General features: G+C 68.4%; 8 protein-coding genes. All 8 read left to right on the top strand.

The annotated features are described in order from the left end of the window. Window positions 1–984: a type II secretion system minor pseudopilin GspK gene (gene gspK / locus POS17_RS16300; protein ID WP_060839534.1), complete on the top strand. Its 984-nt coding sequence runs from the start codon at window positions 1–3 to the stop codon at window positions 982–984. Continuing rightward, window positions 981–2,168, top strand: coding sequence for a type II secretion system protein GspL (gene gspL / locus POS17_RS16295; protein WP_060839533.1), 1,188 nt, complete (start codon window positions 981–983; stop codon window positions 2,166–2,168). The genes gspK and gspL overlap by 4 nt, the downstream gene beginning before the upstream one ends. Next, on the top strand, window positions 2,161–2,721 hold the full coding sequence (gene gspM, locus POS17_RS16290) for a type II secretion system protein GspM (protein ID WP_060839532.1): 561 nt from the start codon (window positions 2,161–2,163) through the stop codon (window positions 2,719–2,721). Before gspL ends, gspM begins: the two co-directional genes overlap by 8 nt. Then, the gene (gene gspD / locus POS17_RS16285; RefSeq protein ID WP_060839531.1) at window positions 2,718–5,105 is read left to right on the top strand and encodes a type II secretion system secretin GspD; all 2,388 of its coding nucleotides are present in this window, start codon (window positions 2,718–2,720) and stop codon (window positions 5,103–5,105) included. The genes gspM and gspD overlap by 4 nt, the downstream gene beginning before the upstream one ends. Before the next feature lie 1,029 nt (window positions 5,106–6,134). Next, complete coding sequence (gspE, locus tag POS17_RS16280) at window positions 6,135–7,565, top strand: type II secretion system ATPase GspE (RefSeq protein ID WP_060839530.1); 1,431 nt, start codon at window positions 6,135–6,137, stop codon at window positions 7,563–7,565. Next, entirely contained in the window at window positions 7,565–8,776 is a 1,212-nt protein-coding gene (gspF, locus tag POS17_RS16275) for a type II secretion system inner membrane protein GspF (protein WP_060839529.1), read from the top strand. The genes gspE and gspF overlap by 1 nt, the downstream gene beginning before the upstream one ends. A 553-nt stretch (window positions 8,777–9,329) precedes the next feature. Continuing rightward, window positions 9,330–10,493: a substrate-binding domain-containing protein gene (locus tag POS17_RS16270; RefSeq protein WP_060839528.1), complete on the top strand. Its 1,164-nt coding sequence runs from the start codon at window positions 9,330–9,332 to the stop codon at window positions 10,491–10,493. Window positions 10,494–10,708: 215 nt separating this feature from the next. Then, entirely contained in the window at window positions 10,709–23,083 is a 12,375-nt protein-coding gene (locus tag POS17_RS16265; RefSeq protein ID WP_060839527.1) for a filamentous haemagglutinin family protein, read from the top strand. The last annotated feature ends 18 nt before the right edge of the window (window positions 23,084–23,101 follow it).

The following is a 23,101-nucleotide window of genomic DNA, read 5'->3' as shown; positions in this document are numbered from 1 at the left end:
ATGAACAGTCATTCGCCCTGTGCGGCGAAGCAGCGCGGCATGGCCATCATCAGCGCCTTGCTGATTGCCGCGGTGGTGGCGGTGCTCGCCGCCGGCATGCTCTCGCGGCAGACCGTCCTGACCCGCGCGGTGGAAGCCGAGCAGGCGCGGATCGTCGGCGGCGGGGCGTTGCGGGGCGGCCTGGAATTCAGCCGGCAACTGCTCTGGGAAGCCCGCCAGCGCGAGGTGCTGACCCGGCTCGACCAGCCCTGGGCGCGGCCCATCGGCGATCCGGCCCTCGGCGCATCCGGCGGCGGTTTCCAGGGCCGCCTGCAAGACCTGCAGGGCAAGTTCAACCTGCGCAACCTGGTGTTCAACCAGCAGGTGGACCCGGAGCAGGTGCAGAGTTTCCAACAGCTGTGCCAGCTGCTCGGCGTCGACGCCGCCCTGAGCCGGCGAATCAGCCAGCGGGTGATCGCCTCGTATCCCCAGCGCCTGTCCAGTCCGGCCGCCACCGCAGGCACCCCGGGTGCATTCAACAGCGGTCGCCTGACCTCGCCGGGGGCGGCGGTGCAGACCTTGCCGCCGCGCCAGCCAATGCTGCGCAGCCTGGACGACCTGCTGGGCGTTCAGGGCGTCGACGAGGCGCTGCTGGCGCGCCTTGAGCCCTACGTCAGCGTCCTGCCGGGCAACACCTGGATCAATGGCAACACCGCCAGCGCCGAAGTACTGGCGGTGGCGGTGCCGGGGCTGTCGTTGTCCCGGGCCCGGGCCCTGGTGGCAGAGCGCGACGCCGGGCACTGGTTCATCAACCGGGGCGACTTCGTCAATCGCCTGCGCATGCCCTTTGCCGCGCAGGAGCGGATCAAGGTCGGCATCACCAGCGAGTGGTTCCTGCTCCAGGGGCAGGTCCGTCGCGACCAGCGGCGGATCACCCTGCATGCCTTGCTGCACCGCCCCGAAGACCGCATGCCCCAGGTGATCTGGTCGCGGGTGGGAGCATGAGCCGCTTGCGCCTGGCCTTGCCGCCCCTGGCCGAGCTGTTGCACGCGCCCCGGCCCCTGGCCGTGCCCGTGGAATGCGCCCGGCTGGACCGCGCCGGGCGGGTGACCGCGCTCGGCCGCAGGGCGCTTGAGGCACTGGCCCAGGACGCCCGAGGGCTGGCCCTGGAGTGCTTTCTGCACCCGCAGGACAGCCTGCTGGCCTGCATCGAGCTGCCGCCGTTGCCGGCGGCTCGGACCAAGGCCGCGGTGGACTGCGCGGCCCAGGCGCTGATCCTCGGTTGCGGCGAGCAGATGCATGTCGCCCACGGCCCGCGGGATGCCCAGGGCCAGGTGACCTTGAGCTGGCTGCCCATCAGCCGCCTGCAAGCCCTGGGCGAGCTGCTGCAACAGGCCGGGCTGAAGCTTTCGGGCCTGTACCCGGCGCCATACGCCTTGGCGGTGCCGGCGCCGGGGCAGCACAACCTGTGCCTGCTGGACGGTCAGTTGCTGCTGCGCCACAGCGCCGCCCAGGCCAGCGTGGAGCCTCTGGTCGAGGAAACCCTGGAACAGTTGCGCGCCTCCGGCGCCGGGCTGGGCTGGATTGGTGACGACGCGCCGGAGGGCGCGCTGCAGCGCCTGCCGGTCGAACAGCGCTGGAGCGGCGCGGCGCCGGCCTGGGGCCTGCAGGCGGGGGCGATGGCGACCCGCGGCGCGGTCCAGGGCTGGGGCCGGGCCCTGGGTTGCTGCGCACTGGCCGTGGCCGTGTGGGTCGTGGGCCTGAACCTGTATGCCGCCCGTGAGGCCGAGCAGGGCCTGCGCCTCAAGAACCAGATGAGCCAGCGGGTCCGGCAGGTGTTTCCGCAGTTGCCGGTGGTGCTCAATCCCCTACAACAGGCCCGCCAGCAACTGGCGGCGCAGCAGAGCGGGGCGGCGGACCCGAGCCAGGGATTCGTCAACCTGCTGCTGCAGGCCGGCAGCGCCATGCCGTTCATGGTGGGCAGCGTGCAGAGCCTGAGTTTTGCCGACCAGCGCCTGCAGCTGGAACTGCTGCCCGATACCCCGAAACGCACCGACAGCGGCTGGCAGGGCGCCTTGACCCAGGCCGGCTACAGCGTCCAGGCCGAGGGCAACGGCTGGACCCTGAGCCCGGCCGCGGGCGAGCCCGCTGACCTCGCCGCCGACGCCCCGGGAGCCGCAGATGAATAAGCCCGTGCTGGCCCAGTATCAGGCGCGCTGGTCACGCCTGCGGACCCAGGCCCGGGGCCATTGGAAGGCTCTGGCGCTCCGGGAGAAACGTCTGCTGAGCGCCACCGCCCTGGGGGTGCTGGGGCTGTTGCTGTGGTGGCTGCTGATTCAGCCGCCGCTGAAGAAGATCGACTACTGGCAAGCCGAGACGCCGAAGCTGCGCTCCCAGGCCGAGGCCCTGGAAGTGCTGTTGCACGAGGCCGCGGGCACGGATCGCCGGGGCGCCGACCTTGAGCAGTCCCTGCGCCAGACCCTGGATCGGGCCGGGCTCAAGGACCGCTACCAGTTGCAACGCACCGATCAAGCCGGCCCCGAGAGCTGGCGCTTGACCTTTGAGCAGGCCCCGGCGGATGCCGTGGTCGGCTGGCTGCTGGGGACTCCCCGACAGCTTTCACTGCAGGTGGTGGAGGCCCGGCTGCAACGCGCCGCCCCGGCCACCGCCCAAGACTCGGCAGGCACACTGTCCGGGACCGTTCGCATGGATCAGGCGCAGGGCGCTAAGGAAGCTTCATGAAGGGGTCAGGCTCCAACTACGTGCGCCAGTGTCGCAAGGTCGCACCGTTTCTGCTGCTGGCGCTGGGGGCTTGCAGCAACACCACCTCCACCACGCCGCCGCCCTTGCTGGTGGACAGTGAACTGGGCCAGCCCCTGGCCGACACCCGGCGCAGCGGCGACGCCCTGGCGGACCGCGAACGCGTGCAGGCGCAACAGGCCACGCGACCCAAAGTCCTGCACCCGGTGACCGACAGCCGCCGTGGCCAGGGCACGCCACGCAGCACCAGCGTGCCGCGCAACCCCCTGGGGGACCAGCCGGTGCAATTGAACTTCGTCGAGGCCGATATCCAGGCGGTGGTGCGCGCCCTGGCCCGTTCCACCGGCCAGCAGTTCCTGGTGGACCCGCGGGTCAAGGGCAACCTGACCCTGGTCAGCGAGGGCCAGGTGCCGGCCCATCAGGCCTACGACATGCTGCTGGCGGCCCTGCGCATGCAGGGTTTTGCCGTGGTGGACGTGGGCGGGGTGGCCCAGGTGGTGCCCGAGGCCGATGCCAAGCTGTTGGGCGGGCCGATCTACAGCGGCGACAAACCGGCGGGCAACGGCATGCTGACCCGCACCTTCCGCCTGCAGTATGAAAACGCGGTGAACCTGATCCCGGTGCTGCGGCCCATCGTCTCGCCGAACAACCCGATCAACGCCTACCCGGGCAACAACAGCATCGTGGTCACCGACTACGCCGAGAACCTGCAGCGGGTGGCGCAGATCATCGACGGCATCGACACCCCCAGCGCCATCGACACCGATGTGGTGGCGGTGCACAACGGCATCGCCGTGGACATTGCCACCATGGTGGCCGAACTGCTGGAAACCCAGGGCGCCGACCCGACCCAGAAGATCAGCGTGATCGGCGATCCGCGTTCCAACTCCATCATCATTCGCGCCGGCAGCCCGGAGCGCACCGAGCTGGCGCGCAACCTGGTCTACAAACTGGACAACGCCCAGAGCAACCCGAGCAACCTGCACGTGGTCTACCTGCGCAATGCCCAGGCCGGCAAGCTGGCCCAGGCCCTGCGCGGCCTGCTCACCGGCGAGAGTGACAGCACCGGCAACGATGGCGCCCGAGCCATGCTCAGCGGCATGGGCGCCAGCACCCAGGGCACCCAGGGCAGCGCCCAGAACAGCAGCGGCACGCCCACCGCCAGCGGCAACCTCAACGGCAGCGCCAGCACCAGCGGCGCCTATGGCCAGGGCGCCAGCGCCAGCAGCCTGAGTGGCAACGGCCAGCAGAACGACCAGAACACCGCCTTCAGCGCCGGCGGCGTGACCATCCAGGCCGACGCCACCACCAACACCTTGCTGATCTCCGCGCCGGACCCGCTGTACCGCAACCTGCGGGAAGTCATCGACCAGCTCGACCAGCGCCGGGCCCAGGTGGTGATCGAAAGCCTGATCGTCGAAGTCGGCGAAGACGACGCCAGCGAGTTCGGCGTGCAGTGGCAGGCCGGCAACCTCGGCGGCCGCGGCGGCTTTGGCGGAGTCAACCTCGGCGGCAGCGGGCTGGTGGGGACCCCGGCCAGCAAGACCAGCATCGACGCACTGCCCAAGGGCCTGAACATCGGCGTGGTCAACGGCACCGTGGACATCCCCGGGATCGGCAAGGTGCTGGACCTCAAGGTCCTGGCCCGGGCCCTGAAGAGCAAGGGCGGGACCAACGTGCTGTCGACCCCGAACCTTTTGACCCTGGACAACGAAGCGGCGAGCATCTTCGTCGGCCAGACCATTCCCTTCGTCACCGGCAGCTACGTCACCGGCGGTGGCGGCACCAGCAACAACCCGTTCCAGACCGTGCAGCGCGAAGAAGTGGGGTTGAAGCTCAATGTGCGGCCGCAGATTTCCGAGGGCGGCACGGTCAAGCTGGACATCTACCAGGAGGTCAGCAGCGTTGACCCCCGGGCCTCGGTGGACGCCGGGACCGTGACCAACAAACGGGCGATCGACACCAGCATCCTGCTGGATGACGGGCAGATCATGGTCCTGGGCGGTTTGCTGCAGGACGGCTACAGCCAGAGCAACGACGCGGTGCCGTGGCTGTCGAGCATCCCGGGGATCGGCGCCTTGTTCCGCAACGAGAAACGCAGCATCACCAAGACCAACCTGATGGTGTTCCTGCGGCCTTACATCATTCGCGACAGTGGCGCGGGGCGCAGCATCACCCTCAATCGCTATGACTTCATGCGCCGGGCCCAGGGGGAGTTGCAGCCGGAGCGCAGCTGGGCGATGCCGGATATGCAGGCGCCGCAGTTGCCGGCGGCGAGCAAGGCGATTCCCGGGGCGGTGCCGGTGTCGTTGCAGGGCGTGCCGCAGACGCCGCGGGCGCCGATTCGGGCGGTGCCGGTGCAATGAAGGGGGCGTTGATGGGTGATGGTGGGGTGGGGGGCATGGCGGCGGCTGCGGTGGCTGGCGGTTGCGCCTCTGGGGCACTGTGCTACGGGGTACCCATTTGTGGCTGTGGTCAGGGCTGCTCAGGGGTTCGCTCTGACAGCGGTGGGCTGTGTACATGTCCGTTGCTGCGGGTGCGGCCACTTAGGGTTTCGCCCTTACGGCGACTTACTTTTTTCAAACGCCAAAAAAGTAAGCAAAAACGCTTGCCCCTCCATACGGCCCCTCGCTGGGGCTCGGGGTGCCCTCGCTTCGGCATTGCTCCGGGGGCCCGCCGCCAACCGGCCATCCATGGCCGGGTGGCGGCTAGCTCGGCATCCCTGCCGAGCTGCCCCCTACGCAACGCCTGCACTCGGCCTGCTGGGAAGGGGCCTGAAGATCAAGATCAAAAGCCAAGGTGCGCAGGCCGGCTCCTTGTAGCCGCTGCCGAAGGCTGCGAACGAGCGCTAGCGCTCGCAAAACCAGGCGGCGCGGTGGTTCAGGAACATTGGGGAGGCAGGTTTAGCGTCTCCTGCGACGGAGTGCCGCCCAGAGCGTTCGCAGCCTGCGGCAGCGGCTACAGAGTACGTGCGTTCTGTAGCCGCTGCTGAGCCTGCGAAGCTGCGTAAAGGTCCGCAGGACCTTCGACCATCCCAAGAGCAGCATCGCCCTGTGAAGGACAAATGAAACAAGGCCGGCAGGCCGCCGTCAGATTTTGATCTTCCTGCCCCCTTAAACACGATGGCCGAACGCAGGCATTGAGCCGTGGGTAGCCCGGCAGGACGCCGGGTTAGCCGCACTGGGCCATGGATGGCCCATTGCGGCGGCCCACGGATCAATGCCGGAGTTCGGGCATGCCTCGCTATGCGAGGCACCGAGTGGAGGGGCAGGAGCCTTTGGTTACTTTGGGCTGGCCGGCATTCCGGGTTTCAAAGTGACTCGCTGTAAGAGCGAAACCGTAAGTGGCCGCACCCGCAGCAACGGATATGTACCCCCAATCAGGAGCCCCAAACAATGCCCTCCCAGTCCCCCCAGCTCCCCTACGCCTGGGCCAAATCCCACCGCATTCTCCTGCGCCACAGCGAGGAGGGCGCCACTCTGCTGGTCTGCCCCTCGACCCCCGGCTGGTCCATCGGCGAAGCCCGCCGCCAGTTCGGCCCCGCCCGCCTGGAGCGGATCCGCGACGAGGAACTCGACGGTCTGTTGGCCACGGCCTACGCCGACACCGGCAGCGCCGCGGCGGTGGTCGGTGCCGCGGAGAACGAGGTGGACCTGGACCGCCTGATGCAGGACATGCCGGAAATCACCGACCTGCTGGACACCCAGGACGGCGCGCCGGTGATCCGCATGATCAACGCCTTGCTCACCCAGGCCGCGCGGGACGAGGCCAGCGATATCCATATCGAACCCTTCGAGACGCACTCGGTGGTGCGCTACCGGGTCGATGGCACCCTGCGTGACGTGGTGTCGCCGCGCAAGGCGTTGCACGGCGCGCTGGTGTCGCGGATCAAGATCATGGCCCAGTTGGACATCGCCGAGAAACGCCTGCCCCAGGACGGTCGCATCGCCTTGCGCGTGGCCGGGCGGCCCATCGACATTCGGGTGTCCACGGTGCCCACCGGCCACGGTGAGCGGGTGGTGATGCGCCTGCTGGACAAGCAGGCCGGGCGCCTGCAGCTGGAAACCCTGGGCATGGACCCGGACTTGCTGGCGCGCCTGGATACCCTGATCCACCAGCCCCACGGCATCGTCCTGGTCACCGGGCCCACCGGCAGCGGCAAGACCACCAGCCTCTACGCCGCCCTGGCCCGGCTGGACGCCAGCACCAGCAATATCCTCACCGTCGAGGACCCGGTGGAATACGACCTGTCGGGCATCAGCCAGATCCAGGTCAATGCCAAGATCGACATGACCTTCGCCCTGGCCCTGCGGGCGATCCTGCGCCAGGACCCGGACGTGATCATGATCGGCGAGATCCGTGACCTGGAGACTGCGCAGATCGCGGTCCAGGCCTCGCTTACCGGGCACCTGGTGCTGGCGACCCTGCACACCAATGACGCGGTGTCGGCGGTCAACCGTCTGGTCGACATGGGGGTGGAGCCGTTCCTGCTGGCCTCGTCGATGCTCGGGGTGCTGGCCCAGCGTCTGGTGCGGCGCTTGTGCAACCAGTGCAAGGCGGCGGATCCGGCCAACCCCGGCACCTGGCGCCCGGTGGGCTGCCCGGCCTGCAATCACATCGGCTACAGCGGGCGGACCGGGATCCATGAGCTGTTCTGCATCGACGACGACATTCGCAGCCTGATTCATCAGGGCGCGGATGAGCAGGCCTTGCGCGCCGCCGCGCGTCGGGCCGGGATGCTCAGCATGCGCGAGGACGGTGAGCGCTGGGTACGCAGCGGCGCCACCGCCGCGGAAGAAATCCTACGTGTGACACGGGACGCCTGATGAATCGCTATCGCTACGAAGCCGCCGACGCCCTCGGCAAGATCGAATCCGGGCACCTGGAAGCCGACAGCCAGGGCGCGGCCTTCGCCAGCCTGCGCAGCCGTGGCTTGACCGCCTTGCAGGTGCAACTGGACAGCAACGGTGCCGCCACTGGCACCGGAGGCGTATTCAGCCCCAGGCTCTCGGACAACGACCTGGCCTGGGCCACCCGCCAGCTGGCCAGCCTGCTGGGGGCCAGCCTGCCGCTGGAGGCGGCGCTCAGCGCCACGGTGGAGCAGGCCGAGCGCAAGCACATCGCCCAGGCCCTGAGCGCGGTGCGCGCCGATGTGCGCAGCGGCATGCGCCTGGCCGAGGCCCTGGCGGCGCGACCGCGGGATTTTCCGGAAATCTACCGGGCGCTGATCGCCGCGGGCGAGGAGTCCGGCGATCTGGCCCAGGTCATGGAGCGGCTGGCGGATTACATCGAGGAGCGCAACGGCCTGCGGGGCAAGATCCTCACCGCCTTCATCTACCCCGGGGTGGTGGGGCTGGTGTCCATCGGCATCGTCATCTTCCTGCTCAGCTATGTGGTGCCCCAGGTGGTCAGCGCCTTTTCCCAGGCGCGCCAGGACCTGCCGGGGCTGACCCTGGCCATGCTCAACGCCAGCGACTTCATTCGTGCCTGGGGCCTTGAGTGTTTCGGCGCCATGGCGGCGGGGTTCTGGGGCTGGCGGCTGTACCTGCGCAACCCCCGGGCCCGCTTGAGCTGGCACAGCCGGATTCTGCGCCTGCCGCTGTTCGGGCGTTTTGTCCTGGGGTTGAACACCGCGCGTTTCGCCTCGACCCTGGCGATTCTCAGCGGTGCCGGGGTGCCGCTGCTGCGGGCCCTGGACGCGGCGCGCCAGACCCTGTCCAACGACCGTCTGAGCCAGAGCGTCAGCGAGGCCACGGCCAAGGTGCGCGAGGGGGCCAACCTGGCGGCCGCGCTGCGGGTGGAGAAGGTCTTCCCGCCAGTGCTGATCCACCTGATCGCCAGCGGCGAAAAGACCGGCGCCTTGCCGCCGATGCTGGAGCGCGCGGCGCAGACCCTGTCCCGGGACATCGAACGCCGGGCCATGGGCATGACCGCCTTGCTCGAACCGCTGATGATCGTGGTCATGGGCGGCGTGGTGCTGGTGATCGTCATGGCGGTGATGTTGCCGATCATCGAGATCAACCAGCTGGTGACCTGAGCCACACAACCCGATTCGACCTGACCCCGTCCGGCCCGGTCTGGCCCGGTCCGTAGGAGCTGGCTTGCCAGCGAAGGCGTCGGCACTGGCGATGCAGGTCTCGCGGGCCCCTTCGCCGGCAAGTCGGCTCCTACGAGAGGCGTAGCGAAGGTGTGGTCCGAAGCGCAGGGCGGGACAGCCAGAAAATTTCACGCTGCCTACCTCACTCCCGCCCCGGCAATCGGCCAAGCTCGGGTTCCTTGTTCTGTCATGTTCCGGCGCTGTCTGCACCACCTTCGGCGCTTGCAGAGCGATGCCGGCGCCAGCTCGGGCAATCTTGCTGTCACCTTGCCGGCAAAGGCCGGAAAACCCTTGCTGAACACCCGAGAATCTTTTGCAAAAACAGTCGGTTTCTCCCGAGGTTTTTTCCTTTATCTGTCACCGGAAACTGCGAACTTCTCTTCCCATGGCCTCACCCATCAAGCCGTCTGGATCAAGGCTTCTGGCCCGAGTGCCATGGCGTCATGCAAGCGCTATTCACCCAACGTACGAACACGACGAAAGGAGATTCTTCATGTTTAAGCGCAACGTTCTCGCGGCATCCCTGACCCTGGCAGCCCTGTGCTCGGCACAGGCCGCCCTGGCTGATATCAACGGCGGTGGCGCCACCCTGCCACAACCGCTGTACCAGACCGCTGGCGTACTGACCGCCGGCTTCGCTCCCTACATCGGCGTAGGCAGCGGCAATGGCAAGGCTGCCTTCCTGAACAACGACTACACCAAGTTCGTGGCCGGCACTACCGGCAAGAACGTGCATTGGGCCGGTAGCGACTCCAAGCTCAGCAGCACCGAGCTGTCCAACTACGCCGCGGCTCACAACGCTGCCTGGGGCCCGCTGATCCAGGTGCCTTCGGTGGCCACTTCGGTTGCCATTCCGTTCAACAAGGCCGGTGCCACCGCCGTTGACCTGAGCGTCGATCAGCTGTGTGGCGTGTTCTCGGGGCGCTTGTCGAAGTGGGAAGATATCCCGTCTTCCGGCCGTACCGGCCCTCTCACCGTGGTTTACCGTAGCGAAAGCAGCGGCACCACCGAGCTGTTCACCCGCTTCCTCAACGCCAAGTGCGCCGAGACCGGCACCTTCAACGTCACCACCACCTTCGCCTCCAGCTACACCGGCGGTCTGCCTGCCGGTGCTGTGGCCGCGACCGGCAGCCAGGGCGTGATGACCGCGCTGAACGCCGCCGACAGCCGCATCACCTACATGAGCCCGGACTACGCCGCGCCGACCCTGGCCGGCCTGGACGATGCGACCAAGGTCGCCCGCGTCGCCGGTGTCTCGCCGGCTCCCGGCAACGTTTCCGCCGCCATCGGTGGGGTCGCGATCCCAGCCCTGGCGGACCGTGCCAATCCGGACAAGTGGGTTCCGGTCTTTGGCAAGGCCGGCGTTGCGGGCACCGTGCCTTACCCGGACAGCGGCTACCCGATCCTGGGTTTCACCAACCTGATCTTCAGCCAGTGCTACGCCGACGCCACTCAGACCAGCCAAGTGCGTGACTTCTTCGCTCGTCACTACGGCCAGAACACTTCGTCGAACAACGACGACGCCATCCAGGCCAACCGTTTCGTGCCACTGCCGGCGTCCTGGAAGGGCGTGATCCGCACCACCTTCCTGACCGCCTCCAACGGCCTGAGCATCGGCAACAGCAACGTCTGCAACAACATCGGTCGTCCGCAGTAAACCGGCCTTTGGGCTGTTCGCAACACCCGATCAGCAACGGCTCCGGCCGTTGCTGATTTTGTTTTTTGCGGCACTTACACCCCGCAGATGAATTTTCCGTGACATCCGTTCGGTCGCGCCCCGCGCCAACGGCCTATTCCCTGAAGCAGTGACGCGTGCCCTGGGCCATACAAGCGTCGCGCACCCCTGGGCGTCATCACAAAGGATGAGTAGTAATGGTTCGCTGCAAACCACCGGTCAAATCCCCAGCCATGCGCCATGACGGCGAACTGCCGATCCTGCGGCTCAAGCCCCTGGCCCATGCCATCGCCTTGTTGATGATGGCGGGCAGCGCCCATGGCGCCACGGCCTTCAGCTCCGGCTGGTTCGCCGACAAGGGCGCGTCCCAGGCCGCCACGGCCGCGCGCACTAGCGGCCAGGTGCCGGGGATTCCACCGCTGTCGCAGCAGACCCGGGCCAATCAGCAGTTGCAGCGTTCCTTGAGCAACCTCAATTCCACGGTCGCCGCCATCGCCGCCCAGCAGGCGGCCCAGGCCGCCGCGCGTCAGGCGGCGTTTGGCACGGTGAGCCAGATTCCCGATGGCCTCGGCCAGGGCGGGCTGAAGGTCGACAACAGCCTGACCCAGGGCTGGATCAACGCCAAGGGGCCGGTGCAGAGCCAGTCCGGTGGCAAGACCACGGTGACCATCGAGCAGACCGCCGACAAGGCCATCCTCAACTGGGAAACCTTCAACGTCGGGCGCAACACCACGGTCGACTTCCAGCAGCAGTCCAACTGGGCGCTGCTGAACAAGGTCAATGACCCCAACGGTCGGCCCAGCGAGATCCAGGGCCAGATCAAGGGCGCCGGCACGGTGATGATCATGAACCGCAACGGGGTGATCTTCAGCGGCACCAGCCAGGTCAACGTGCGCAACCTGGTGGCGGCCGCGGCCAGCATCAGCGACGAGCAGTTCACCCAGCGCGGGCTCTATGTCGACGCCAACGGCACCCAGCCGACCTTCACCGACGCCCTGGGCAAGGTCCAGGTGCAGCGCGGCGCGCTGATCCAGACCCACCCGGCGGCCAGCTCCACCGAATCCGGTGGCTACGCCTTGCTGCTGGGCGCGGAGGTGGAGAACGCCGGCACCATCGTCACCGCCAAGGGCCAGACCACCCTGGCCGCGGGTGACAGTTTCTACATCCGCCGTGGGGTCGGCACCAGTGGCAACCAGCATTCGACCACCCGCGGCAATGAAGTCGCCACCGCGCTCAAGCCCGGCAGCAGCGCCGGCAACGTCAGCAACAGCGGCCTGATCATGGCGTCGACCGGCGACATCACCCTCACCGGGCACCGGGTGCAGCAGAACGGCGTGGCCCTGGCCAGCACCTCGGTGGACACCCGCGGCACGATTCACTTGCTCAATGCCGCCAGCGACGGCACCGGCAGCGTGACCCTGGGGCAGGGCAGCACCACCGCGATCCTGCTGGACAGCAGTGGCAGCACCGCCCTGGACAGCCAGCGCAACAATGGCCAGATCAACCTCGACGGCACCCCGACCAACCTGATCACCGGCCAGTTCAACAACCTCAGCAGCGTCGCCGACCGCAGCGACCAGTCGCGGGTGGAGATCGTCAGCGGTGGCACCGTGGACTTCCAGAACGGCTCCATCACCCTGGCCACCGGTGGCCAGGTGGCGGTCAGCGCCGGGCAGCGCAGCCTGGTGCGCGACGGCGCGGTGATCGATGTCGCCGGCGCGGTCGGGGTCAAGGTGGCGATGGAGTCCAACACCATCAAGATCAACGTCCAGGGCAACGAGCAGCGCGACTCGGCGGGCAACCGCGACAGCGGCCAGTTGATCAACAACGACGTCTGGGTCGATCTGCGCGAGCTGGTGTTCGTCCCGGCCGGCACCAACGGCTACGCCACCGACCGCTGGTACACCGCCGGTGGCCTGCTGGAAGTGGGCGGCTACCTGGGCACCCAGGGCCACAATATCGGCGAGTGGATGGCCCAGGGCGGCACCCTGACCTTCACCGGCAAGGACGTGGTGACCCAGTCCGGCGCCCAGTTGAACCTCTCCGGTGGCACCGTCGACGTGCAGGCCGGTTACATCCAGCAGACCTGGCTCAAGGGCGTGGACGGGCGCCTGTACGAACTCTCCCGGGCCCCGGGGGACCTGCTCTACACCGGTATCTACAAGGGTTACGTGGACAGCAGCCCGCGCTGGGGCCGCACCGATTACTACTACAACCCGCTGATCGCCCAGCAGCGCCGCTACGAAGCCGGTTATACCGTGGGCCGCGACGCCGGCAAGCTGGTGATCGGCACCGGCAATGCGGTGCTCGAAGGCCAGTTGATCAGTGAGGTGTTCAAGGGCGACCGCCAGACCCAGGCGCCCAACGTCAAGCTCGACGGCTACCAGCAGTCGCACAAGGCCGCGGCCCAGCGCGCGCAACTGATCATTGGCAACTACACGCCGATCTACAACAAGACCACCGGCACCCTGGGCTATGCCCTGGGGGCCAGCACCGATCAGGTGCTGATCGCCGGCAACCAGCAGAAGATCGCCGACGGCCTGGATCTCGCCACGGCCCTGCCGGCCAATCGCCAGGGCCAGTTGGTGCTCGACAGCGATCAGCTCAACGGTTTCCAGCTGGGGGCGATCAAGGTTGGCGCCAAGCAGCAGATCCAGGTCAACGGCGCGCTGAAGGTGGCCGACGGTGGCGACATCACCCTGTTCGGGCCCCAGGTGCAGCTCAATGCCAACCTGACCGCCCATGGCGGCAGCCTCAACGCCGGCAACGTGCTGAAGCAGGTGGATGTAAACCGCAACTTCGTGGTCGGCGACGTGATCCTCGCGCCCAGCGGCGGCGCCCAGGCCCGGGTCGATGTGGCCGCCGGGGTCAAGCTCGACGTGTCCGGGCGCTGGAGCAACCTGGCCCTGGACCCTGCGGACAACAGCGGCCTGGCCTTTATCAACGGCGGCAAGCTGTCGTTGCGCAGCAGCGGCGACCTCAACCTGGGCAACGGCACCCTGGTGGACGCCAGCTCCGGTGCCAGCCTCGGCTACGACGGCAAGGCCACGGGCGGCAAGGGCGGCGACGTGACCCTGGCCGCCGACGGCAAGCTCGACCTGAACGGCGAGCTGCGCGGCTATGGGGTCAACGGCGGCGGCACCCTGGCCTTGCAGGCGCACAAGGTGCTGATCGGTGCCAAGGATGTCGCCGCGCAAGCCGGCACCCTGCAACTGGCCGAAGGCTTCTTCAACAAGGGCTTCGGCGCCTACGACATCACCGGCAACGAAGGCCTGACCGTGGCCGACGGCGCCAAGGTCGAGGTCAACCTGCCGGTCTACCGCGTCGGGGCCCAGGCCGGCAGCAGTGCCACCGGCAGCGACCCGGCCACGGTGCTGGAACGCTGGCTGCCGGAGCTGTACCAGCAGGATCCGCTCAAGGGCGTGTTGACCCAGCGCCGTGGCGCCGGGCTGACCCTGAGCGCCGGCAATCAGTACGCCACGGCTGCCCAACTGGCCAGCACCGCGTTGAACGTGGGGCAGGGCGCGGTGATCAGCGTCGACCCGGGGCAGGCGATCAACCTGCGCAGCGTCGGCCAACTGACCATGAACGGCACCCTCAATGCCTGGGGCGGCAGCGTCAGCCTCGGTGGCCTGAGCCTGCCGCCGGCCAGCGCTGAAGCGGCCAATGCCGCCGGTCATGGGCGGTCGATCTGGGTTGGCGAACAGGCGCTGATCGATGTCGCGGCGCGGGCGGTGAGCGCGGTGGACAACCGCGGGCGCCAATACGGCCAGGTGCGCGATGGCGGCAAGATCGCCATCGGCGGCGAGATCGACCTGGCCACCGGCATCGCCAAGGCCAGCGATCTGTTCGTGGTGGTGCGCGAGGGCGCGCGCCTTGAGGCTTCCGGCGCCCAGGCGGCCCTGGACATTCCCGGCCAGGGCCGGGTGCAGGTGGCCAGCAACGGTGGCAGCATCAGCTTCGCCTCCAACAACGGCCTGTACCTGGACGGCAGCTTCGTCGCCCGGGCCGGCGGCGCCGGGGCGGCGGGGGGCAGCTTGTCCCTGGCCCTGGAAAGCCCGTACTACATCAAGAACGCGGTCAACGACCGGGTGCTCAAGGCGCGGGAACTGGTGCTCAGCCAGGTCCACCAGGGCAGCACGTTGCCGGACAGTGCCGAGGCGGCGGCCGCGGGCCTGGAATACGGTCATGGGCGCCTCGGGGTGGATCAGGTCCGCGCCGGCGGTTTCGACAATCTGGCGTTGCTGAGCAACGGCCTGCTGAGCTTTGACGGCGATGTGTCGCTGAACATGGGCCAGAGCCTGCGCCTGTACAGCGGCGCGCTGAACCTGAGCGAGGGCGCCGCGGCCAACTCCCGGGTCAACCTGTCGGCGCCGTACCTGCTGCTGGCAGGCATCCTCGCGCCGCCGGAGGCCAAGGACCAGTACCTGCGCCCGGTCTCCACCGGCACGCCGTCGCAACGGGTCACCCAGGCCCGGTTCAATGCCAGCGCCCAACTGATCGATGTGCGCGGCAACGTGGTGTTCGGCAGCAAGGGCAACCTGATCCAGGCGGACAGCAGCCTGGTCGGTGTCGAGCGTCGTGGCTTCGATGACGTGCAACTGACCAGCCAGGGCGATTTGCGTTTCCTCGCCGGTGCCGGCGCGGACGTCATCGCCAAGGGCATCAGCACCCAGTTGCTGACCCACGGCGACATGACCCTGCGGGCGGCGCAACTGTACCCGGCCACCGAGGTCGGGGCCCGGGTGCTGGCCGGCTACCTCAATGACGCCTCGGGCGTCAGCATCAACTTCGACCCTGCGCGGACCCTGACCATCGGCCGCACCGGCAACGGCCAGAGCGCCGTGCCCTATTCGGCTTTCGGGCGCCTGCAACTGGGCGCCGCCACCATCAAGCAGGGCGGGGTGGTGCGCGCGCCCCTGGGCCTGATCGAGATCGGCAACCTGGGCTCGAGCAAGGTCGAGCTGCTGCCCGGCAGCCTGACCTCGGTCAGCGGCAAGGGCCTGGTGCTGCCCTACGGCGGCACGGTCGACGGGCAAATCTACAAGTACAACGGCAAGACCGTGACCTTCCTCGGCCAGGGCTCCCTGGCGAATGAAAACAGCGACCTGAGCGTCGGGGTGATCCTCGGTGGCAAGTCGGTGCAGGTGCTGCCCGACGCCACCGTGGACCTGTCTGGCGGCGGCGAGCTGCTGGGCGCCGGGTTCGTCTCCGGGCGCGGCGGCTCCACCGATGCCCGCTACAGCCCGCTGGTGCAGATTGGCGCCAACGGCAGCTTTGTCCTCCCGGGCCTGGGCAGCAACCCGATCTACGCCATTGTCCCCGGGGTGCAGCCGGGCTATGCGCCCGTGGCGCCGGAGGGTGGCGCGGTGGACCCGCTGATCGGCCAGCAGATCAGCATCGGCGCCGGGGTGCCCGGGCTGGCGGCGGGCACCTACACCCTGATGCCGTCCACCTATGCACTGATGCCGGGAGCCTTCCGGGTCGAGATCAATGGCCTGGCCGGGCTGGGCAGCGAAGGCGCCACGCAGCAGTTGCGCAATGGCTCCTGGTCCACCGCCGGGCGTTTGTCGATCGCCCATACCGGAATCAGCAACAGCGTCGCCAGCCAGTTGATCCTGACCTCGGCCGACACCTTGCGCCGCTATTCGCAATACAACGAAACCGGCTACGCCCAATTTGCCCTGGCCGATGCGGCCAAGCTCGGGGTGCCGCGGCCGATGTTGCCGGTGGATGCCAAGACCCTCAAGCTGGCCCTGCAACCGGGGGCCGGTGCGCAGGCCTTCTCCTTCCAGGGCATCGGCCGCTTCGATGCCGCTGCCGGGGGCTACGGCGGCACCGTGGCGGTGCTGAACATGGGCAACGGCGATATCGAGGTGGTTGCGGCCGGCAGGTCGGCCACCAGCGGTTTTGCCGGCGTGACCCTGGAGGCCGAGAGCCTCAATGCCCTGGGCGCCGCGCGCCTGATGCTCGGCGGCATGACCCTGATCAAGTATGGCCAGCCCGGCAACTTCATCACCCTGGCCGAGGGCCTGAATGCCGCCAAGGGCTCGATCACCCTGCGCGAGGGCGCGACCCTGGCCGCCCCTGAAGTGTTCCTGGTGAGCAATACCGGGGCGATCGTCGTGGAGCAGGGCGCCTCGATCAACAGCATCGGCCGGGGCAAGGCCAGCTACGACGCGCGTGACGGTTTCACCTACCAGATGGCCAACGTGCTGGCGGTGTCCAACGGCCTGCTGAATGTGATCAACAAGGGCAAGGCCTCAGGCACCAGCGGCGGCATCAAGCTGGGCAGCTGCGCCAGCCCGCCTTGCAGCGGGCAGACCGCCTTGTACTCCGAAGGCAGCATCGTTGCCTTGAGCGACAGGAACTTCGAGTTGGGTGACCAGCTGAGCTACGGCACCCGGCATCTGAACCTGGGCTTGAACACGATCAATGTCGGCAGCCCCGAAGCCTTGGCGGCCGCGGCGGCCGGCGGCCGGCTGCCCAGCGGCATGACCCTGACCCAGCAAGTGCTCGACCGCCTGCTGCACGGCGACACCCGGTTCGGCGCGCCGGCCCTGGAAACCTTGCAGCTCTCGGCCCGCGACGCGTTCAACTTCTATGGCAGCACCACCCTGGACACCTATGACCCGCTGACCGGCAAGTCGCTGCTGAGCAACCTGATGCTCTCCACCCCGGCGATCTATGGTGCCGGGGAGGCCAGCGACGTGGCGCGCATCCACACCGCCAACCTGATCTGGCAGGGGGGGCAGACGCCCGCCGGGGCGGTGGTGGCCGGGGGCGCCGGAACCGGCAGCGGGCGCCTGGAGGTCAACGCCGAGCGCATCGAGTTCGGCTATGGCGCCTTTGCCCAGCCCAGCTCGACCCAAACCTTCGACCGCCTGGCCCTGGGTTTTGCCAACGTCGACCTGAACGCCAGCCAGCGCATCACCGCCAACCACAAGGGCAGCCTCGCGGTCTACCAGAGCCAGGGCGCCTACGACCCGGTCAAGGGCTTTGCCTACAGCGGCGGCAACCTGAACATCCTCACCCCGTTGATGACCGGTGAGGCCGGCTCGGTGAACCGCATCACCGCCGGCGGCGCCATCGATATCAGCGCCTCGGCCGGGCCCCGTGGCACCGCCAATGGCCAGGGCGCGGAACTGTCCCTGCAGGGCGACAGCATCCGTCTGGCCAGCGCCGTGGTGCTGCCCAGCGGCAAGGTGACCCTGGGGGCTCGGGGGGATGTCAGCCTGACCGACGGCTCGCTGATCGACGTGGCGGGCCGGGCTATTGCCTTCAACGACCTGACCCGCTACGGCGCCGGTGGCGAAGTGCTGCTGGAAAGCCGCGCCGGCAATGTACTGCAGGCCGCCGGCGCGACCATCGATCTCTCGGCCAGCAACAACCAGGCCGGCAAGTTGCGGGCGGTGGCGCTGGACAGTGCTGCCGGGCAGGTGGACCTGGCCGGCAAGCTCCTCGGCGCCAGCAGCGGCTCTTACGATGCCGGCGGCACCCAGGTGCCGTACCTGGGGGGCGCGGTGGAAATCCAGGCGCAGCGCCTGGGCGGCAGCGGCACCCTGGACGAGCAGTTCGCCGCGCTCAACCAGCGCCTGAACCAGGGCCAGGTCTTTGGTGCGCGCAGCTTTCAGCTCAAGCAGGGCGACCTGAGCATCGGCAACGGGGTCAAGGCCAACAGCGTCAATGTCTCGGTGGACCACGGCAGCCTGCGGGTCAATGGCCTGATCGACGCCAGCGGCGAGCGGGTCGGGAGCATCAACCTGGCGGCAGGCAACGGCCTGACCCTGGAGGCCGGCGCGGTGCTCGATGCCCACGGCAGCCGGCTGCGGGTGGACAGCTACGGCAAGATCATCGACTCGCCCAACCGTGCCACGGTGGTGCTCGGCTCCGGCCTGGGCCGGCTGACCCTGGCCGATGGCGCGCGCATCGACCTGCGCCATGGCACCGACGTGGCCGTGGGCAGCGCCGCGGGGCAGAACGACGGCCGCAGCCGCGGCACCCTGGAGCTGAATGCGCCGCGGCTGTTCAAGCCGGACGGCAGCAGCAACGACATCGACATCGACGCCCGTGGCCGGCTGGATATCCGGGGCGCGCGTTCGATCGCGGTCAACGGCATGGTCAGTTATGACGATGCGCCGCAGAAGAACGACGCCGTCAGCGGTCGTCCCTACCAGGAAATCACCCAGGACTATCTGACAAAGAAACATGACTTGAGCACGGCGTTCATCAACGCCGCGCTGCAGAACAGCGACCTGCTGCAGAACAAGCTCGCCGGCCTGAACAACGCGACCTACGCCGATGCCTTGCACCTGCGGCCCGGGGTGGAAATCGTCAGCAAAACCGCGGATGGCGATCTGGTGGTGCAGGGCGATCTCGATCTGTCCGGTTATCGCTACGCCAGTCTCAATCCCCATACCCGCAAGGACGACAATGTCTACGGTTCGGGCGAGGTGGGCAGCCTGACCCTGCGCGCCGGCGGCGACCTGAATATCTACGGCAGCATCAACGACGGCTTTGCGCCACCGCCGCCGACCGACGATGACAACGGTTGGGTGCTGTTGGCCGGTATCGACTACACCGGCGGCGTCCAGGTGGTGCCGGGCACCGGCGTGACCCTGGCCGATGGCAGCCGCTTCCCGGCCGGCTCGATCCTCAATTTCGATCTGCCGATCAAGGCCCAGACCCTGCCGGCGGGCACCCGCCTGCCGGTGGCGGCGACCCTCAATCAGCCATTGGTGTTGCCGGCGGGGACCGTGCTGGCGGCAGCGGTGCGCGACGCTTCGGGCAATGTGCTGTTCGCCGCGGGCACGCTCTTGAGCCAGGGCCAGACCCTGGCTGCCGGCAGCACCCTGGATGCCGGTTACCTGCTGGGCAGCGACGCCAGCGTCGCGTCTCTGACCTGGCCCAAGGGCGTGCCACTGCCCGGGCGCCTGGGCAGCAGGGAGATGGTCACCCTCAGTGGCAACAAGCCGCTGCTGCGTGGCGCGCTGTTGCCCGCGGGCACCGACGTCAAGTTGCCGGGGGGCGCGACCTCGGTACAACTGCGGGCCCAGGACTCCGGCCGCCAAGGCAAGAACTGGGCGGTGGCGCCGATGCTCGCAGAAGGTGCCCAGTCCTGGTCGATACGCCTGGTGGCGGGGGCCGACACCGAGGCCGCCGACAGCCGCCTGCTGCAGCCCAAGCCCTTGAGCGGTCACCTGCGTCTGGCCGACAGCCACTACGGGATGTTCGGCCAGGGCACCCTGGTCTGGACCGAGGAGGGCTCCCTGGGATGGTTCGGCGACGACAGCCGGGTGGGCCAGCCGATCGATTTCGACGAAGCCTATCCCGGCATCTGCGAGGACTACCTGGGGTACTGCGCCTCGGGGGGCGATGAGTACACCCTGTTGGCGGGGGGCAGCACCCGCTTCAGCGTGATCCGTACCGGGGCGGCGGACCTCGACCTGCTGGCCGCGGGCAACCTGAGCATGGAGTCGCTGTTTGGTGTCTACACCGCGGGCAGTTCTTCCACCGGCACCGCGGCCAACGACCCTTACAACCGCCCACGGGCCCTGGGCAGCAACGACAAGGTGCTGGGCAACATCGCCGGAGGCAACGAGAAGCTGGTCAATGGCGGTCCCGACAGCCTGTACCGTGCCTGGTACCCGGACGGTGGCGGCAACCTGTTGCTGAAGGTGGGGGGCAACCTGACCGGCAACATCACCAGCCTGGCGACGAGCAACCAGCAGCGCCCGGTCAACAGCGACCTGGGGCAGGATTCGGCCAACGTCGGCAACTGGTTGTGGCGCCAGGGCAACGGCGTGAGCGGCAGCCAGGCGCAAGCCACCGCCTGGTGGATCAACTTCGGCTCCTACGCCCCCAACATGAACCAGGGCGCCGCCGACCAGCTGTTGGGGTTCACCGGGTTCGGCACCCTGGGCGGCGGCAACCTGAATGTCGAGGTCGGGGGCGACGGCGGGATTCTCCGGCCGCTGGCGGCGGACTCCATGGCGCAAAACATCAGCCCCCGCAGCCAGGGGCTGGTGCTGGCGGTAGGCAGCACCGGGCGGGTGGCGGCCGATGGCAGCCTGCAACTGACCGGGGGTGGTGATCTCAACCTGCGGGTCGGTGGGGTGCTCAATCCGGGCAGCCAGATCACCCAGGGCCATCTCAATGGCGCCCTGGTGGATGTGCGCGGCCATGCCCAACTGAGCGGCGGCGCCCTGGGCGCCCTGACCCTGCGTTATGGCAACCAGCGGGTGGATCAGAGCCCGAGCGAGGTCCGCGCCTACGAGCCACTTCGCGCCACCTCGGCCATCGCCACCGGGGGCTTGAGCCTGTTGCCGGGAGACGCCACTTTCAGCCTGGCCACCCGCGGCGACCTGGTGCTACAGGATGTGGCCGACCCGGGGCGTGCTCCGCAGATGAATGCCCAAGCCTTCAAGAGCGGGGCGGTCAACGGCATCGGGCAAAGCTGGTTCAGCCTGTGGAGCGAACGCACGGCGGTGGACCTGTTCTCCGCCGGGGGCAACCTCACGCCGCTGACCCAGACCACGGAAACCGATATGGCGGCGGTCTATCCCGCGACATTGCGCGCTGTCGCCGCCAGCGGCAGCCTGTATTACGGCCGGGCCTCGGTCATGGACGCGGGCAACCTGGGGCCTCTCAGGGCTCTGGTGCTGGCGCCTTCGAACCTGGGGCAGTTGCAACTGTTGGCGGGCAATTCGATCTACGGTGGCGACCTCAGCATCAGCCGCTCCAGCGCGGCGCCGGACAGCCTGGCGACGATCTGGAAACCGGCATTCGTCGGCTTCCTCAACGGCGTCGAGGTCTTGGGCAGTGGCAACCTGTCCAGCGACGGCAGCCGGGTCAAGATCGGCGTTGCCCCGTTGTTCGCCTTTGGCCCCGACAGCGCCAGCCTGCAGTGGCGCAACCCCCAGGAGCCGGCGCGCTTCTATGCATTGAGCGGAGACCTGCTGGGGGTCAACAGCGGGCGCAGACTGACCATCACCACCATGGAAGATCCGCGTAACGGGCAGACCTACCATGCCGGCGCAGGCCCGGTGTGGATGATGGCCGGGCGCGATATCGTCAGCAGCGGCACGCCACTGGGCGGTGCCACGGGCGGCGAGAAGGAGTTCGGCGGCTACAGCTTTGCCGGCAACCTGTTCGTGCACGACAACCCCAACGATATCTCGGTGGTCAGTGCCGGCCGCGACATCCTCTACAGCAGCTTCAACGTCGCCGGCCCCGGCACCCTGGAGCTGACGGCGGGGCGCAACATCCTGATGGAGGACAAGGTCAGCGTCACCAGCCTCGGCGCCGTGGCACCGGGGGACAGCCGACCCGGGGCGAGCATCGTGATGCAGGCCGGGTTCGGCGCCAACGGCCCGGACTTCCGCCGTTTCGTCGCGGCCTACCTGGAGCCGGCCAATCTGGCCCAGCCCGGCGAGAGCCTGTCGGCTGGCAAGGTGGCCAAGACCTATGACAGCGAACTGTTGGGCTGGCTGGGCGCGCGCTTCGGTTTCGTCGGCGACAGCGCCCAGGCCCGGGCCTATTACGCGGCGCTGCCGGCCGAGCAGCAGCGGGTGTTCGCCCGCGAGGTGTATTTCGCCGAGCTCAAGGCCGCCGGCCGCGAGTACAACCAGGAAGGCGGTGTGCGCCAGGGCAGCTACGCCCGGGGCCGGGCGGCGATTGCCGCGCTGTTCCCGAGCAGCGACGTGGCCGGCAACCCCATCACCTACAAGGGCGACATCACCCTGTTCGGCGGTGCCGGGGTGCACACCAACTTTGGCGGCAATATCCAGATGCTGACCCCGGGCGGCAACCAGACCTTCGGCATCGAAGGCACCGCGCCACCGGCGTCGGCGGGGGTCATCACCCAGGGCGCGGGGGACATCCAGCTGTACTCCCTGGGCAGCATCCTCCTGGGCCAGAGCCGGATCATGACCACCTTCGGCGGCTCGATCATGGGCTGGTCGGCGGCCGGCGACATCAACGCCGGCCGGGGTTCCAAGACCACCGTGGTCTACACCCCGCCCAAACGGGTCTATGACAACTGGGGCAATGTCGGCCTGTCGCCGTCGGTGCCCAGCACCGGGGCGGGGATCGCTACCCTCAACCCGATTCCCGAGGTGCCGGCCGGCGACATCGACCTGATCGCGCCCCTGGGCACCATCGACGCCGGCGAGGCGGGGATTCGCGTGTCGGGCAACGTCAACATTGCCGCGCTGCGGGTGGTCAACGCGGCGAACATCCAGACCCAGGGCAAGTCCTCCGGAGTGCCGGTGAGCGCCACCGTCAACACCGGCGCCATGACCTCGGCCAGCGCCGCCGGCTCCGCCGCGTCCCAGGCCGCGGAAGATGCCGCCCGCAACCAGCAGGCGGCGGCCAAGCAGGGCCGGGCGTCGATCGTCACCGTGGAAGTGCTGGGCTTTGGCTCCGAGCCGGTGCAACGCCAGCGCGAAGAAGCCAGCCGCGCCCCGGGCTACAACCCCGACAGCCCGGTGCAGGTCCTGGGCGCCGGCCCCTTGAGCGACCAGGCCCGGGCGCGCCTGACCGATGAGGAGCGTGGGCAACTGACACTGTAGGAATCTCTCGTGGTAGCA

Source organism: Pseudomonas sp. Os17 (genome assembly GCF_001547895.1).
Lineage (GTDB): Bacteria > Pseudomonadota > Gammaproteobacteria > Pseudomonadales > Pseudomonadaceae > Aquipseudomonas.
Note: the sequence above shows the minus strand (reverse complement) of the source record. Positions and strands in the feature narration are given on the sequence as shown.

Bases quoted from the DNA above. Each gene is read 5' to 3' on its own strand.
- gspK (WP_060839534.1), top strand. From the start codon at position 1: ATGAACAGTCATTCGCCCTGTGCGGCGAAGCAGCGCGGCATGGCCATC.
- gspL (WP_060839533.1), top strand. From the start codon at position 981: ATGAGCCGCTTGCGCCTGGCCTTGCCGCCCCTGGCCGAGCTGTTGCAC.
- gspM (WP_060839532.1), top strand. From the start codon at position 2,161: ATGAATAAGCCCGTGCTGGCCCAGTATCAGGCGCGCTGGTCACGCCTG.
- gspD (WP_060839531.1), top strand. From the start codon at position 2,718: ATGAAGGGGTCAGGCTCCAACTACGTGCGCCAGTGTCGCAAGGTCGCA.
- gspE (WP_060839530.1), top strand. From the start codon at position 6,135: ATGCCCTCCCAGTCCCCCCAGCTCCCCTACGCCTGGGCCAAATCCCAC.
- gspF (WP_060839529.1), top strand. From the start codon at position 7,565: ATGAATCGCTATCGCTACGAAGCCGCCGACGCCCTCGGCAAGATCGAA.
- POS17_RS16270 (WP_060839528.1), top strand. From the start codon at position 9,330: ATGTTTAAGCGCAACGTTCTCGCGGCATCCCTGACCCTGGCAGCCCTG.
- POS17_RS16265 (WP_060839527.1), top strand. From the start codon at position 10,709: ATGGTTCGCTGCAAACCACCGGTCAAATCCCCAGCCATGCGCCATGAC.